This window comes from Mesorhizobium sp. BR1-1-15 (assembly GCF_020165475.1).
Taxonomy (GTDB): domain Bacteria; phylum Pseudomonadota; class Alphaproteobacteria; order Rhizobiales; family Rhizobiaceae; genus Mesorhizobium.
In genome coordinates this window covers 118,581-133,123 of the sequence record NZ_JAIUIF010000005.1, presented here as the reverse complement: position 1 = coordinate 133,123, position 14,543 = coordinate 118,581, and the positions used below count along the sequence as shown (strand labels likewise).

The following is a 14,543-nucleotide window of genomic DNA, read 5'->3' as shown; positions in this document are numbered from 1 at the left end:
GGCCTATTTCTTTTTGCGGATTTCTTCTTTGATCAGCGAGCGCCGCTCGTCACCGGACAACCCTTGCCGCACACTATGGTTGAGTATTTTCGCCATGCGGGACGACAACTTCATACCTTCGACAGCGCTGATTTTCTCGCCATGCGCTCTCGTCAGCACGAAATGACCCGTCTTGGCTGAGCGGCCGGTTCTTGAATTAAGATACTTCATTCGCAAATCATATCATGGACCCGCAGGAGAGGCCAAAACGATTTCCGAGCAAGCCGGACCAGGCCGCGGCCTTACTCCTCCGGGTCGAACAAGGCGCCAGCGAGTTCATGCGGCGCCGAACAAATCCCTGGCCTGTTCAGCCGTATAATAACCAAGCCTGACGTCCTGAGCCACCAGTTCCGGATCGCGCTCACGCGGATCGCCGTAGCCGCCACCACCCGGCGTACCGACGCGGACGCGGTCACCGGCCTTGAGCGCGATGTCCTGCTCCTTGGAGAGGTGCGGCGGCACATGTTCCTTCCCGTCGCGGATGACGGCCACCGTGTTGGGCTCGCCATCCCGGCCGCCGAGCGCGCCTTGCGGGCCGAAGCGGCCATGGTCCATGACAAAGGAGGCGCGGGCTTCTCCACGCAGGATCTCGACCTCGTAGGCAAGGCCAAAGCCGCCGCGATGTTTGCCGGCGCCGCCCGAGCCCTCGCGCAACGCATAGTGACGGTAAAGCACCGGAAAGGCCTGCTCCATGATCTCGACCGGCGGCGACTTGGAGATGCCGATGGTCGAGCAGCCATTGGTCAGCCCGTCATGGCCGGCATTGCCGCCATAGCCGCCACCAGAGATCTGGTACATGACATAGTCGCGGCCGCGCGCCGGATCGTTGCCGCCGAGCGCGAAATTGCCGCTGGAGCCGGCGGGCGCCGCCGTTACCTTGTCGGGCAGCGCCTGCACCATGGCCGCGAACACCGCCTCGGCGATGCGCTGCGACACTTCCGCGGCGCAGCCCGAGACCGGGCGGGGATATCTGGCATCCAGGAAGGTACCCTCCGGCCGCTTGACCTCGAGCGGCTCGAAGGCGCCGGCGCTGATCGGCACATCGGGGAAGATATGGCGCATGGCGAGATAAACCGAGGACAAGGTGGTCGCCAGCACGCTGTTCATCGGCCCCGCGCAGGGCTTTGACGAGCCGGCGAAATCGAAAATCAGGGTGTCGCCCTTCTTCTCGACGGCGAGCGCGATGGTCAGCGGCTCGTTGACCACGCCGTCGGAATCGACGAAGGCCTTCGAGCGGTAGGTCCCGTCGGGAATGGCCGCTATGTTGGCGCGCATCTGCTCGGCGGCGCGGCGGCGCAGTTCTGCGATCGCCTCGACAACAGTTTCGTCTCCGTAACGATCCAGAATTCCATTGAGCCGATCCTGGCCGATCAGCAGTGCGGCAGCCTGCGCCCTGATGTCGCCGATGCGCTGGTCGGCGACGCGGATGTTCGAACAGATGATGGCGTAGATCTCCGGGTCGAGTACGCCTTTCTTGAACAGTTTGACCGGCGGCAGCCGCAAGCCTTCCTGCTCGACCGCCGTCGCCGAAGCCGAGAAGCCGCCGGGCACCGAGCCGCCAATGTCGGGCCAATGGCCGGTGTTGGAAAGCCAGCAGAAAATCTTGCCGTCCCGGTAGACCGGCATGACGAAGCGTACGTCCATCAGATGCGTGCCGCCGAGATAGGGGTCGTTGACGATGTAGATATCGCCCGGCTCCGGAGCCAGGCAGCGGCCGTCGGCAATCATCTCGATCACCGTCCTGGTCGAATATTGCATGACGCCGACGAATACCGGCAGGCCCTGGCTGCCTTGCGCGATCAGCGAGCCGTCGACGGCCGAATAGATGCCGTCGGAGCGGTCATTGGCCTCGGCGATGACAGGTGAGAAGGCGGCGCGGGAAAAGGTCAGGTCCATCTCATCGCAGACCTGCTGCAGGGCTGCCTGGAGAACCGAGAGCGTGATGGCGTCGAGCTTTTGCATCTCAGGCCTCGCCAATGTCGATGATGATGTTGCCGTCGGCGTCCGAGCGGGCACGGTCGCCGGGTTCGAGCACCGTGGTAGCGTCCATCTGTTCGAGGATCGCCGGCCCTTCGATGATCACATCGAGCGGCAGTTCTTCGCGTGCGTATACGGGCGTGTCATGCCAGCGCCCGCTGTACCAGACCGGCCGGATCTCGCGCCGGGCCTCGTCGAGCGTCTTTGCCCGCCCGGCGGGGTCGATCAGCCGCGACAGATCGATCGCCGGCCTGACACCCGTCACCGAGGTGTTCAAGTTGACCAGATTGGCGCGGATTTCCGGCAGCTCGACCTTGAAGCGCGCGAAATAGGCCTTTTCGAACAGCGCCTGCAGCTCCTGCCGGGTCACCGACGAGGACGGCAGCGGCACGTTGATGATGTGGGTCTGGCCGACGAACTGCATGTCGGCGGAATGGGTGACGCGGATGGTCTGCGGTTTCACCGCCTCCTTGGCGATCAGCTCCTCGCCTTCGTTTCGATGCCGTTCCAAAACCCGATGGAGCTGGCTTTCATCAAGAACGCCTACCGGCCGGTTGATGGTGTTGACGAAATCGTGGCGCAGATCGGCGACGACGCAGCCCAGCGCGTTGGTGATGCCGGGCCGAGCCGGCACCAGCACCCGGGGCAGTCCGAGTTCGCGCGCCAGGGCGGTGGCGTGCAGCGGGCCGGCGCCGCCGAAGGCGAACAGCGCGAAATCGCGCGGATCGTGACCGCGCGACACCGACACCATGCGGATGGCGCCGGCCATCTTCATATTGCCGAGCCTGAGCACCGCGCCGGCTGCTTCGACGCCGGACAAGCCCGTCGCCTTGCCGATCCTGTCGGCGAAAATGCCGGTGACACGCTCTGATGTGACCGGATTGTCAACGGCAAGCAGCTTCTTCGACGCCAGCCGGCCGAGCACCAGATTGGCGTCGGTGATGGTCGGCTCCAGGCCGCCGCGGCCGTAGCAGATCGGGCCTGGATTGGCGCCGGCACTTTCCGGGCCGATCTGGATCAGGCCTGCCGCGTCGACGCGCGCGATCGAGCCGCCGCCGGCCCCGACCGTGTGCACCGCCACCATCGGCACATGGATAGGCATGGCGTATTCGATCTCGATCTCGTTCGAAACCGCCGGTTCGGCGTTGCGGATCAGCGCCACGTCGGTCGAGGTGCCGCCCATGTCGTAGGTGACGAGATTTTCGAAGCCGGCGCGCTTGCCCGTGTAGGCGGCGGCGATGACGCCCGAGGCCGGGCCGGACATCACGGTCTTGGCCGATTCACGTGTGACGAAGCGGGCCGAGATCATACCGCCATTGCCGTTCATGATCAGGAAGTCGCGGGCGTAGCCTTTGTCGGCGAGTTCCTTGCGCAGCCGCTCGACATAGCGCTCGAGGATCGGCTGCACCGAAGCGTTGACCGAGGCGGTGACGCCGCGCTCGAATTCGCGCGCTTCCGACAGCAGCGCATGACCCGCGGTGATGTAGTCGTTCGGCCAGAGTTCGGCGGCGATCTCGGCGGCGCGCCGCTCGTGCGAAGGGTTAGCGTAGGAATGCAGGAAGTGGATGACCAGAGATTCGCAGCCGGCATCGATCAGCGCCTTCACCGCCTCGCGCATTTCGGCTTCGTCAAGTGGCATGCGTACCGCTCCCGACGCCTCGACGCGCTCCGACACTTCGAGCCGCAGGTTGCGCGGGATGACCGGAACAAAGGTGCCCGTCATGCCATAGGGCTGCGGCCGCGTGCGCCGGCCGAGCTCGATCACGTCGCGAAAGCCGCGCGTGGTGATCATGCCGGTCTTCGCCAGCCGGCGTTCGAGCACCGCGTTGGTGGTTGTCGTCGTGCCATGCACGATAAGATCGATGCCGTCGATCGGAAAGCCGGTGGTATCGAGCGCCGAAACGACGCCGAAGGCCTGGTTGTCGACGGTCGTGGGCGTCTTGGCGATATGTACCCGCCCGCCATCCCTGCCATCAATCAGAAGCAGGTCGGTGAAGGTTCCGCCGACGTCGATGCCGGCGACGACACTGCCCAGGGAATCCGGCTGCTGCACCGAAAAATTCTCTTTCATTGTCGAAACCCGAAATGCTGGGACTACGGATATGTCACAGTTTGGAAAGGTGTTTTACGGCGGCATCTTGACGCAAATATCGTTTGTATACTAATAAATTCCGGACACAAGAGCTTACCGCTTTGGAGTGTGCGAGCAGCACGCCGGAACCTGAACGGTCCGGGCGCGCAGGAATAAGGTTTGGCGCCCGCGTCCGTGAGTTGGGCCAAAAGGTTGGATTTGATGAACACCACATCCGCGTTCAACACCGCCGGCGCCCGCCCGCTGCAATTTCCGATTCCGGCCAATGTCTATGCCGAAACCGTGGTCTCGGTGAAGCACTACACCGACCGGCTGTTCTCGTTCCGCATCACCCGTCCGCAGTCGCTGCGCTTCCGTTCCGGCGAATTCGTCATGATCGGCCTGCCCAATGCCGAGAAGCCGGTGTTCCGCGCCTATTCGGTGGCCAGCCCGGCCTGGGATGAAGAGCTGGAATTCTTTTCCATCAAGGTACCGGACGGCCCCCTGACCTCGGAGTTGCAGAAGATCCAGGTCGGCGACACCGTCATCATGCGCCAGAAGTCGACCGGCACGCTGGTGGTCGACGCGCTGACGCCGGCCAAGCGGCTGTTCATGATCTCCACCGGCACCGGCATCGCGCCCTTCGCCAGCCTGCTGCGTGACCCTGACACTTATGAAAAATTCGAGCAGCTGATCCTGACCCACACCTGCCGTGACAATGCCGAGCTGACCTATGGCCAGGAACTGGTGGCGGCGCTCGAAAGCGACCCGCTGATCGGCGAACTGACCGGCGGCCGTGTCACGCTTTACAACTCCACGACCCGCGAGGAGTCGGCGCGCATGGGTCGCATCACCGCGCTGATCGGCTCCGGCAAATTCTACGCCGACCTCGGCATAGAGAAGCTCAATCCCGAGACCGACCGCATCATGATCTGCGGCTCGATGCATATGCTGAAGGACGTCAAGGAAATGGCCGAGAGCCTCGGTTTCCAGGAAGGCTCGCTCAGCCATCCCTCGACTTTTGTCGTCGAGCGCGCCTTCGTCGGCTGAGGCCTGCTCTTCCCGGCGATCGACCTTTTGACCTTCTGGTCAAAAATTAGCTGCTTTCGCGGCCTTTTTCAGCTACCCTCGCTTGAGGACTCGTGAAGCGCGGCTTCGCGGGCTATCTTCGTGCGTGTCGCCCAAAAGTGCCGAGCGGTTTGGGAAGACGATACACACCAAGACATAGGCGCAGTCGCTGAGTGAAAGGGCAGGAGATGAGCAGCACAATCCGCGAGGCCGAGGCCAAGGTGATGCCGCTGCCGGCGCGCGCCGCCGCCAACACCGCCCTCCCGCTGGATCATCGCATCGCGCGCAATCCCGGCATGAAGCTCGACCTCGGCTTTCTGGAGTCGGTGCGCAGCGTCAACCGCTCGGCGCTGGAACGGCGCGTCGCCAGCCTGACCAAGCGGCGCTCGATCAAGGCCGACAACCAGGCGGCCTGGCTGCTGCGGGCGATAGCCTGCATGGACCTGACGACGCTCAACTCGAACGACACGGAAGAGCGCGTGCGCCGGCTTTGCGCCAAAGCGATCAATCCGCTGCGCCGCGACATCGCTGAGGGCCTGGGCATTGCGGGCGAACCCATCCGCCCGGCCGCCGTCTGCGTCTATCATCCGTTCGTCGCCACCGCGGTCGACGCCGTGCGCGGCACCGGCATCCATGTCGCCGCCGTCTCCACCGCCTTCCCGCATGGTCTTGCGCCACTGTCGACCCGCCTCCAGGAGATCGAGGCCTCGGTGCGCGACGGCGCCGACGAGATCGACGTCGTCATCCCGCGCGGCCTGGTGTTCGGGGCCAAATGGCGCGAGCTCTACAACGAGATCGTCTCGATGCGCGCTGCCTGCGGCGATGCGCATCTGAAGGTCATTCTCGGCACCGGCGACCTCGCCACGCTGCGGAATGTGATGCTGGCCTCTATGGTGGCAATGATGGCGGGCGCCGATTTCATCAAGACCTCGACCGGCAAGGAAAGCGTCAACGCCACGCTGCCCGTCGGCCTTGCCATGGTGCGCGCCATCAGGGCCTATTTCGAGGAAACCGGCTATCTCATCGGCTTCAAGCCGGCCGGCGGCATTTCTACCGCCAAGGTGTCGCTCGACTGGCTGGTGCTGATGAAGGAAGAACTCGGCCGGCCGTGGCTGGAACCGGATCTGTTCCGCTTCGGCGCCTCGAGCCTGCTGACAGACATCGAGCGGCAACTCGAACATCACCTGACCGGGCACTATTCGGCCAATCACCGCCACGCGATGGCTTGAGTCAGGGCTCGAACGTGGAGCCCTACGGCGCCCCCCTCTGTCCTACCGGACATCTCCCCCACACGGGGGGAGATCACGCGCTTCCTTGTTTTCGTCCATTTTCAACGTCGCAAGGGCAGCGACACGCTGAAACTGCCAATCTCCCCCCTTGTGGGGGAGATGTCCGGCAGGACAGAGGGGGGCGCGACAGAGCGCTTGCCGAGGCAATTATCTGGAGGGCCCCATGAACATTCTCGAACGCTATCACGCCATGGAATACGGTCCGGCGCCGGAAGCCCGCAACGAGGCCGACGCCTGGCTTGCCGCGCGCGATTTTTCCAAGGCATTGTTCATCGACGGCACCTGGAAGGCGGCTGGCAGCGGCAAGACCTTCGAGACCAGCGAGCCTTCTTCCGGCAAGCTGCTGGCCAAGGTCTCGGATGCCGGAGCCGCCGACATCGACGCGGCGGTCGCGGCGGCCGCGAAAGCGCTGCCGAAATGGTCGGCATCCTCGGGCTATACCAGGGCCAAAGTGCTCTATGCCATCGGCCGCGCCATGCAGCGCCACCAACGCCTGTTCGCGGTGCTTGAGACGATCGACAATGGCAAGCCGATCCGCGAGAGCCGCGACATCGACGTGCCGCTGGCGATCCGCCACTTCATCCATCATGCCGGCTGGGCGCAGGCGCTGGACAGGGATTTCCCCGGCCAGAAGGGCGTCGGCGTCGTCGGCCAGATCATCCCGTGGAACTTTCCGCTCTTGATGCTGGCCTGGAAGATCGCGCCGGCACTTGCCGCCGGCTGCACGGTGGTGCTGAAGCCGGCCGAATTCACGCCGCTGACAGCCATCCTGTTCGCCGAAATCTGCGAACGCGCCGGCGTGCCGAAAGGCGTCGTCAACATCGTGCAGGGCGGCCCGGAAGCGGGTGCGGCCATCGTCAACCATCCCGGCATCCAGAAGATCGCCTTCACCGGGTCTTCCGAAGTCGGCAAGATCATCCGCAAGGCTACCGCCGGCTCGGGCAAGAAGCTGTCGCTGGAGCTTGGCGGCAAGTCGGCCTTCATCGTGTTCGAGGACGCTGATCTCGACAGCGCCGTCGAAGGTCTGGTCGACGGCATCTGGTTCAACCAGGGACAGGTCTGCTGCGCCGGTTCGCGGCTGCTGGTGCAGGAAGGCATCGCCGAAGCGCTGATTGCCAAGGTCAAGATGCGAATGAGCCGGCTGCGCGTCGGCAGCCCGCTCGACAAGAACACCGATATCGGCCCGCTGGTCGATCTGACGCAGCTCGATCGCGTCAAGGGCCTGGTCGCCGAGGGCGCAAAACAGGGGGCGGTCTGCTGGCAGCCGGATGCGGCGCTGCCCTCATCCGGCTATTACCATCTGCCGACCCTCGCTACCGGCGTTTCGCCGGCTAATGTTCTCGCCCAGGAAGAAGTGTTCGGCCCCGTTCTGGCGGCCATGACGTTCCGCAACACCGAGGAAGCAATCGAGCTCGCCAACAACACCCGCTATGGCCTTGCCGCTTCGGTGTGGAGCGAAAACGTCAACCTCGCTTTGCACGTCGCACCGCAATTGAAGGCCGGCGTGATCTGGGTCAACGGCACCAATATGTTCGACGCCGCCTGCGGCTTCGGCGGCTATCGCGAGAGCGGTTTCGGCCGCGAGGGCGGGCGCGAAGGCATGTTCGAATATCTCACGGCAAAGCTGCCGCTCGGCCTGGTCATCAAGCCGGCGACAGTCTCGGCACAACCCGTTGAACAGGCCGATGGCGCAGCAATCGACCGGACGGCAAAACTGTTCATCGGCGGCAAACAGGTTCGGCCCGATGGCAACTACTCGCTGGCGGTTGTCACCGCCAAGGGCAAGCTTGCCGGCGAAGTCGGCTTGGGCAACCGCAAGGATATACGCGATGCCGTCTCCGCGGCGCGGGCCTGCAAGAGCTGGCCGGAGGCGACCGCCTACAACCGCTCACAGGTGCTCTACTATCTGGCGGAAAACCTCTCCGGCCGGGCGGAGGAGTTCGCCGCCCGTCTCGTCCAGCTCACGGGCGCGACCGCCAAGGCGGCACGCGACGAGGTCGACCAGTCGATCGAGCGGTTGTTTCTCTATGCCGGACTTGCCGACAAGTTCGAGGGGCGCGTGCACCAGCCGCCGGCACGGGCGGTGACGCTGGCCTTGCATGAGCCGGTTGGCGTCGTCGGCATCGTCGCGCCCGACAGTCAGCCGCTACTCGGGTTTATCTCGCTGGTCGCGCCGGCGCTGGCGATGGGCAACACGGTGGTCGCGGTGCCTTCGGAGCGCCATCCGCTGCTCGCCACCGACTTGTATCAGGTCATCGAATATTCCGACGTGCCTGCCGGCGCCATCAACATCGTCACCGGCCGCACGGCCGAACTTGCCGGCGTGCTGGCCAAGCATGACGATGTCGATGGGCTCTGGCTGTTCGCCGATGCCGACACCTGCGCCAAGGCGGAGGTCGAGTCCGTCGGCAACCTCAAACGTATCTGGAGCGGCAATGGCCGTAGCCTCGACTGGGCCTCGGAAGAAGCCGCTGGCGATGCTTTGCTGCGCCGCGCCGTCGAGATGAAGAACGTCTGGGTGCCCTACGGCGACTGACGTTCCATGCTGTCACAATGGAGATCGGGTTCGGGCTTGACGCTCGGGCTTATGTTCTTTAACGAGAAAAAACATCTTTATCTGTGAACTGACAGAGCAGGCCACATCATGGCCTGTGACTGGCACATGACGCCTTCGCAGGCCGCCGATAAAGGCAGTTAACCCAGGAGGAGAACAGCATGGCGGATCTGGCAGGCAAGGTCGTCGTCATCACGGCAGCGGCGCAAGGCATCGGCAAGGCAAGCGCGCTCGCCTTCGCCAAGGCAGGAGCTACCGTCCATGCCACCGACATCAACGAAACGCTGCTGGCGGAACTCGCCAAGACTGCCGGGATCAAGACACGCAAGGTCGACGTGCTCAATGACGAGGCGGTCAACACCGCCTTCGCCGGGATCGGCCGCGTCGACGTGCTGTTCAACTGCGCCGGTTTCGTCCACTCCGGCTCGATCCTGGAGATGAAGGACAGCGATCTCGATTTCGCTCTCAACCTCAACGTCCGCGCCATGATCCGCACCATCCGCGCCGTGCTGCCCGGCATGCTGGAGCGCGCAGACGGGTCGATCATCAACATGGCCTCGCTGGCGAGTTCGCAGAAGGGCGTGCCGAACCGTTTCGCCTATGGTGTCACCAAGGCTGCGGTGATCGGCCTGACCAAGGCAGTCGCGGCCGACTATGTCGGCAAGGGCATACGCTGCAACGCCATCTGCCCCGGTACGGTCGAGAGCCCGTCGCTGCAGGATCGCATGCACGCGCAGGGCGATTATGAAGCCGCGCGCGCCGCCTTCATCGCGCGCCAGCCGATGGGCCGGCTCGGCACGCCGGAGGAAATCGCCGATCTGGCCGTCTATCTGGCCGGCGCCACCTACACATCCGGGCAGGCCTACAATATCGATGGTGGCTGGTCGATCTGACCGGATCGAGGAGTCTGAAAATCCCGCTCACCGGCGATCACTATATGGTGTCCGCGCTTGCCCTGGATCAGGCCGGTGGTACGGTCCGCCGGCTTGCCCCAACGGGAGCCATTCGTTTCGGTGAAGAGTTTGCAAAAGGCCGCGAGGCCGCAACCAGGAGAAGGGTCTAAATGAAACTGCTGCGCTATGGCGAGGTGGGGAGCGAACGCCCCGGCCTGCTCGATGCGGATGGGACGATCCGCGACCTCTCCGCCCATGTCGCCGACATTGCCGGCACCACGCTTCACCCGGCCTCGCTGGAGATGCTGTCCAAGCTCGACGCAAAGTCGCTGCCGGCGGTTTCCGGCAAGCCGCGGCTCGGTGCCTGCGTTGCCGGCACCGGCAAGTTCATCTGCATCGGCCTCAACTATTCCGACCACGCCGCCGAGACCGGCGCCACCGTGCCGCCGGAGCCGATCATCTTCATGAAGGCCAGCTCGGCCATCGTCGGACCGGACGATGACGTGCTGATCCCGCGCGGCTCGGAAAAGACCGACTGGGAGGTCGAGCTCGGCGTGGTCATCGGCAAAACGGCAAAATATGTCAGCCAGGCCGATGCGCTCGATTATGTCGCCGGCTACTGCGTTGCGCACGATGTCTCCGAGCGCGCCTTCCAGGCCGAGCGCCAGGGCCAATGGACCAAGGGCAAGAGCTGCGACACGTTCGGCCCGACCGGCCCATGGCTGGTGACCAAGGACGAGGTCTCGGATCCGCAGAACCTGAAGATGTGGCTGACCGTCAACGGCAAGACCATGCAGAACGGCTCGACGAAGACCATGGTCTACGGCGTCGCCTATCTTGTGTCCTATCTCAGCCAGTTCATGTCGCTGCATCCTGGCGACATCATTTCGACAGGCACGCCGCCCGGTGTCGGCCTGGGCATGAAGCCGCCGGTGTTCTTGAAGGCCGGCGACGTGGTGGAGCTGGGCATCGAAGGGTTGGGCCAGCAGAAGCAGACGTTCAGGGCTGACGCATAACTTTCACAAGTCGCGCCGCCCCTCATCTGGCTGCCGCCATCTTCTCCCCGTAAAACGGGGAGAAGGACGCTGTCGTTGCTGCTTTCGCCAATCGCCGGCGCTGGAGCTATCTTCCTTCTCCCCGTCACTATACGGGGAGAAGGTGCCGGCAGGCGAATGAGGGGCAGCGCCAACTATGTTGCGATACTACTTCAGCACCTTCCCATCCGCGCCAAACCGATAGGTCTTCGCCGGATCCGGCGTTGCATAAAGTGTCGCCCCCGGCTCGGCGTCATAAACACCGAAAATGCGCACGGTGATCAGCCCGGCCTTCTCGCAGTCGAGATAGAGATTGGTGTCGGCGCCGAGGTGCTCGGCATGCACGACCGTGCCTTTCCAGGCGCCGGATTTCGGGTCGACAGTCAGATGCTCCGGCCGCACGCCGATGCTCTTGGCGGTTTCCCCAAGCCTGGCGCCGTCGATGAAGTTCATCTTCGGCGAGCCGATGAAGCCCGCGACAAATTCGTTCGCCGGCGAATTGTAGAGTTCCATCGGTCCGCCGATCTGCTCGATTTTCCCGGCATTGAGCACCACGATCTTGTCTGCCAGCGTCATCGCCTCGACCTGGTCGTGGGTGACGTAGATCATCGTCGCCTTGAGGCGGCGATGCAGCTGCGCGATTTCCAACCGCGTGTTGACGCGCAGTGCCGCGTCGAGATTGGACAAAGGCTCGTCGAACAGGAACAGCTTTGGCTCGCGCACCACGGCGCGGCCGATGGCGACGCGCTGGCGCTGGCCGCCGGAGAGTTCCGCGGGACGCCTTTCCAGATAGGGCTCAAGCGACAGCATGGACGAGGCGATGCCGATGCGGCGCTCGATCTCGGGCGCCGGCGTGCCGGCCTGCTTGAGGCCAAGGCCCATATTGTTCTTCACCGTCAGGTGCGGATAGAGCGCATAGGTCTGGAACACCATGGCGATGCCGCGCTTGGCCGGCGGCGTGGCCGAGACATCCGCGCCATCGATGACCACCCGGCCCGAGGTCGAATCCTCCAGCCCGGCGATCACCCTCAGCAAAGTCGACTTGCCGCAGCCCGAGGGGCCGACGAAGACTACGAATTCGCCATCCGTCACCTCGAGGTCGATGCCCTTCAGCACCTCGACCGGGCCGAAGGCCTTCTTCACATTCTCGATCTTCAGCGAGCCCACGGCAGTCCTCCAAATTGATGAGTGGGCGCCAGGGCACCCCCCTCTGTCCTGCCGGACATCTCCCCCTCAAGGGGGGAGATTGGCAGCTTTGACGCTGAAACACTCTTGTTGACGTTTGTGATTGGCGAAGGCCATGCCGACAGCTGATCTCCCTCCTTGAGGGGGAGATGGCCGGCAGGCCAGAGGGGGGCGCCGTAGGCCGCAACCCCTACCGCTAGCCTCGTTTTCACAATCGCACCGCCTTCCCGCTGCGCACGCTCTCGTCGGCGGCAAGGCAGACGGCGAGCGATTTCACGGCGTCGTCCATATGGCGGGTGAGATCGATATCCTCGCGGATCGCCTTGAGGACAAAAGCCTGTTCGAGATCGCAGAGATCCTGGTGGCCGGGTTCGCCCTCCATCGACAGCATCTCGTCTGGCTTGGCGAACTTGCCGTCCGCGCCGGTTTTCGCACTGTGCAGGCGGATGGTCGACGTCTTGGTGTGAGTGTCGATGTCGTCTGACTTAACGCCTTCCTTCATGACAATCGACACGCAGCCCGTCGGCGAGATGACATCTTTGACAAAGAACGCGGTCTCCGAAATCATCGGTCCCCAGCCGGCCTCGTACCAGCCGACCGAGCCGTCATCGAACAGCACCTGGAGGTGGCCGTAGTTGTACATCGTGGGCGCCACCTCCTCGGTCAGCCGCACGCCCATGCCGCGCACCTCGACCGGCCTGGCGTCGGTGATCTGCAGCATGACGTCGAGATAATGCACGCCGCAGTCGACGATCGGCGAGGTCGTGCGCATCAATTGCTTGTGCGTCTCCCAGGTATGGCCAGAGGACTGCTGGTTGAGGTTCATGCGGAAGACATAAGGGCCGCCGAGCTTGCGCGCCTCGGCGATCAGCCTGATCCAGGACGGGTGGTGGCGCAGTATGTAGCCGATCACCAGTTTCCTGCCATTGGCCTTGGCGGCCGCGACGACGCGCCTGGCGTCGGCCACCGTCGTCGCCAGGGGCTTTTCGACGAAGACATGGCAGCCGGCCTCGAACGCCCTCACCGCATAGTCGGCGTGGCTGTCGGAATAAGTGGCTATGCAGGCGACATCGGGCTTTTCGTCGCGCAGCGCATCGTCGAAGGAGCGCCTGATGCCGTAGCCCGACAGCCCATTCGGCAGCGGCACGTCGGAGCGGTTGATCAACGCGGCGATCTCGAAGCCCGGATTGGTGTGATAGGCGAGCGCATGGCTGCGGCCCATATTGCCGAGGCCGGCGACGACGACGCGAAGGGGCGTTTCAGAGTTCACCGAGCTGCTCCAGATATCCTGATTTCTCTTGAGAGGGTGTCACCCCACCCGGCGCTACGCGCCGACCTCCCCATCGAGGGGAGGTAGGACGTCGGCGTGACCCCCGCCACGCTCAAAGAGGCTTCTCCGAAACGTGTCCCTTGGCCGTCGTGAATGAAGCCGTGACCTTCGACCTCCCCATGATGGGGAGGTCGGCGCGAAGCGCCGGGTGGGGTGAAGGCTCCAACAGAGATTTGTCCGCTCACTTGACGGCTCCTGACGTGATGCCGCGGATCAGCTGCCGCGAGAAGATGACGTAGAGGATCAGCACCGGCATGATCGCCAGCGAGAGCGCGGCCAGGATGGCGTTCCAGTTGGTGACGAACTGGCCGAGAAAGAGCTGCGCGCCGAGCGTCACCGTCTTGGTCTCTTCCGACGGCGCCAGGATCAGCGGGAACCACAGATCGTTCCAGATCGGGATCATGGTGAAGACGGCGACTGTCGCCATCGATGGCCGCACCAGCGGCAGCACCAGCCGGAAGAAGATGGTGTATTCCGACAGGCCGTCGATGCGGCCGGCGTTCTTCAGATCGTCCGACACCTGCCTCATGAATTCCGACAGAATGAAGACGGCCAGCGGCAGGCCTTGCGCGGTGTAGACCAGGATCAGCGCCGTCAGCGTGTTGACCAGCCCGCTCGCCACCATCAATTGCAGGATGGCGACGGTGGCCAGCCGGATCGGGATCATGATGCCCAGCGCCAGATAGAGGCCCATCAGCGTATTGCCGCGAAAACGGTATTCCGACAGGGCGAATGCCGCCATGGCGCCGAACAGCAGCACGAAGAACAGCGAGGCGACGGTGACGACGAGGCTGTTCTGGAAATAGTGGATGAAATCGCCCTGGCCGATCACCGTGGTATAGCCGATCAGGTCGAAGGTCTTTGGCGTCGGCGGTGTCAGCGGCGCGCCGAATATGCCGGCGCGGGATTTGAACGAATTCATGATGACCAGGATCACCGGGAACAGCGCGATCGCCGTGTAGGTCAGCAGGATCGCATGAGCGCCGATCGTGCGGGGCAGCGAACGGGTGGCGGTGCTCATTGGATGGTCTCCTGAGGAGCTACTTTGCCGAGGAACAGCACCCAGCCACCCCCCTCTGGCCTGCCGGCCATCTCCCCCGCAA

Annotated in this window: 11 protein-coding genes; 5 read left to right on the top strand and 6 right to left on the bottom strand. The window is 63.9% G+C overall.

The window, feature by feature from the left end:
* Positions 1 to 3 precede the first annotated feature (3 nt).
* From LB541_RS11310 to LB541_RS11300, 3 genes are all read right to left on the bottom strand, one after another.
* Entirely contained in the window at positions 4 to 210 is a 207-nt protein-coding gene (locus LB541_RS11310) for a hypothetical protein (RefSeq protein ID WP_140491571.1), read from the bottom strand.
* Between the two features lie 105 nt (positions 211 to 315).
* On the bottom strand, positions 316 to 2,001 hold the full coding sequence (locus LB541_RS11305) for a hydantoinase B/oxoprolinase family protein (RefSeq protein WP_140559095.1): 1,686 nt from the start codon (positions 1,999 to 2,001) through the stop codon (positions 316 to 318).
* Position 2,002: 1 nt separating this feature from the next.
* Positions 2,003 to 4,087, bottom strand: coding sequence for a hydantoinase/oxoprolinase family protein (locus LB541_RS11300; protein WP_140738921.1), 2,085 nt, complete (start codon positions 4,085 to 4,087; stop codon positions 2,003 to 2,005).
* Positions 4,088 to 4,309: 222 nt separating this feature from the next.
* Between LB541_RS11300 and LB541_RS11295 the strand changes: the two genes are divergently transcribed.
* The 5 genes from LB541_RS11295 to LB541_RS11275 all read left to right on the top strand — a co-directional run bounded on the left by LB541_RS11295 (position 4,310) and on the right by LB541_RS11275 (position 10,907).
* A complete protein-coding gene (locus tag LB541_RS11295) occupies positions 4,310 to 5,137 on the top strand; it encodes a ferredoxin--NADP reductase (RefSeq protein WP_140514230.1) in 828 nt (275 codons plus the stop codon).
* 206 nt (positions 5,138 to 5,343) lie between these two features.
* Entirely contained in the window at positions 5,344 to 6,384 is a 1,041-nt protein-coding gene (gene deoC, locus LB541_RS11290) for a deoxyribose-phosphate aldolase (RefSeq protein ID WP_140491579.1), read from the top strand.
* Between the two features lie 223 nt (positions 6,385 to 6,607).
* Positions 6,608 to 8,980: an aldehyde dehydrogenase family protein gene (locus LB541_RS11285; protein ID WP_224618430.1), complete on the top strand. Its 2,373-nt coding sequence runs from the start codon at positions 6,608 to 6,610 to the stop codon at positions 8,978 to 8,980.
* Positions 8,981 to 9,159: 179 nt separating this feature from the next.
* Positions 9,160 to 9,891 carry an SDR family oxidoreductase gene (locus tag LB541_RS11280; RefSeq protein WP_140514227.1) on the top strand — a complete coding sequence of 244 codons (732 nt, stop codon included), beginning with the start codon at positions 9,160 to 9,162 and terminating at the stop codon, positions 9,889 to 9,891.
* Between the two features lie 170 nt (positions 9,892 to 10,061).
* Complete coding sequence (locus LB541_RS11275; protein WP_140514225.1) at positions 10,062 to 10,907, top strand: fumarylacetoacetate hydrolase family protein; 846 nt, start codon at positions 10,062 to 10,064, stop codon at positions 10,905 to 10,907.
* Between the two features lie 186 nt (positions 10,908 to 11,093).
* Here the strand turns inward: LB541_RS11275 and LB541_RS11270 are convergent, their stop codons facing one another.
* From LB541_RS11270 to LB541_RS11260, 3 genes are all read right to left on the bottom strand, one after another.
* A complete protein-coding gene (locus LB541_RS11270) occupies positions 11,094 to 12,092 on the bottom strand; it encodes an ABC transporter ATP-binding protein (protein ID WP_140514224.1) in 999 nt (332 codons plus the stop codon).
* A 226-nt stretch (positions 12,093 to 12,318) separates the two neighbouring features.
* Positions 12,319 to 13,380 carry a Gfo/Idh/MocA family protein gene (locus LB541_RS11265; protein WP_140524301.1) on the bottom strand — a complete coding sequence of 354 codons (1,062 nt, stop codon included), beginning with the start codon at positions 13,378 to 13,380 and terminating at the stop codon, positions 12,319 to 12,321.
* Positions 13,381 to 13,621: 241 nt separating this feature from the next.
* Positions 13,622 to 14,461, bottom strand: a complete 840-nt coding sequence (locus LB541_RS11260; protein WP_140524303.1) for a carbohydrate ABC transporter permease — start codon at positions 14,459 to 14,461, stop codon at positions 13,622 to 13,624.
* Positions 14,462 to 14,543: the final 82 nt, after the last annotated feature.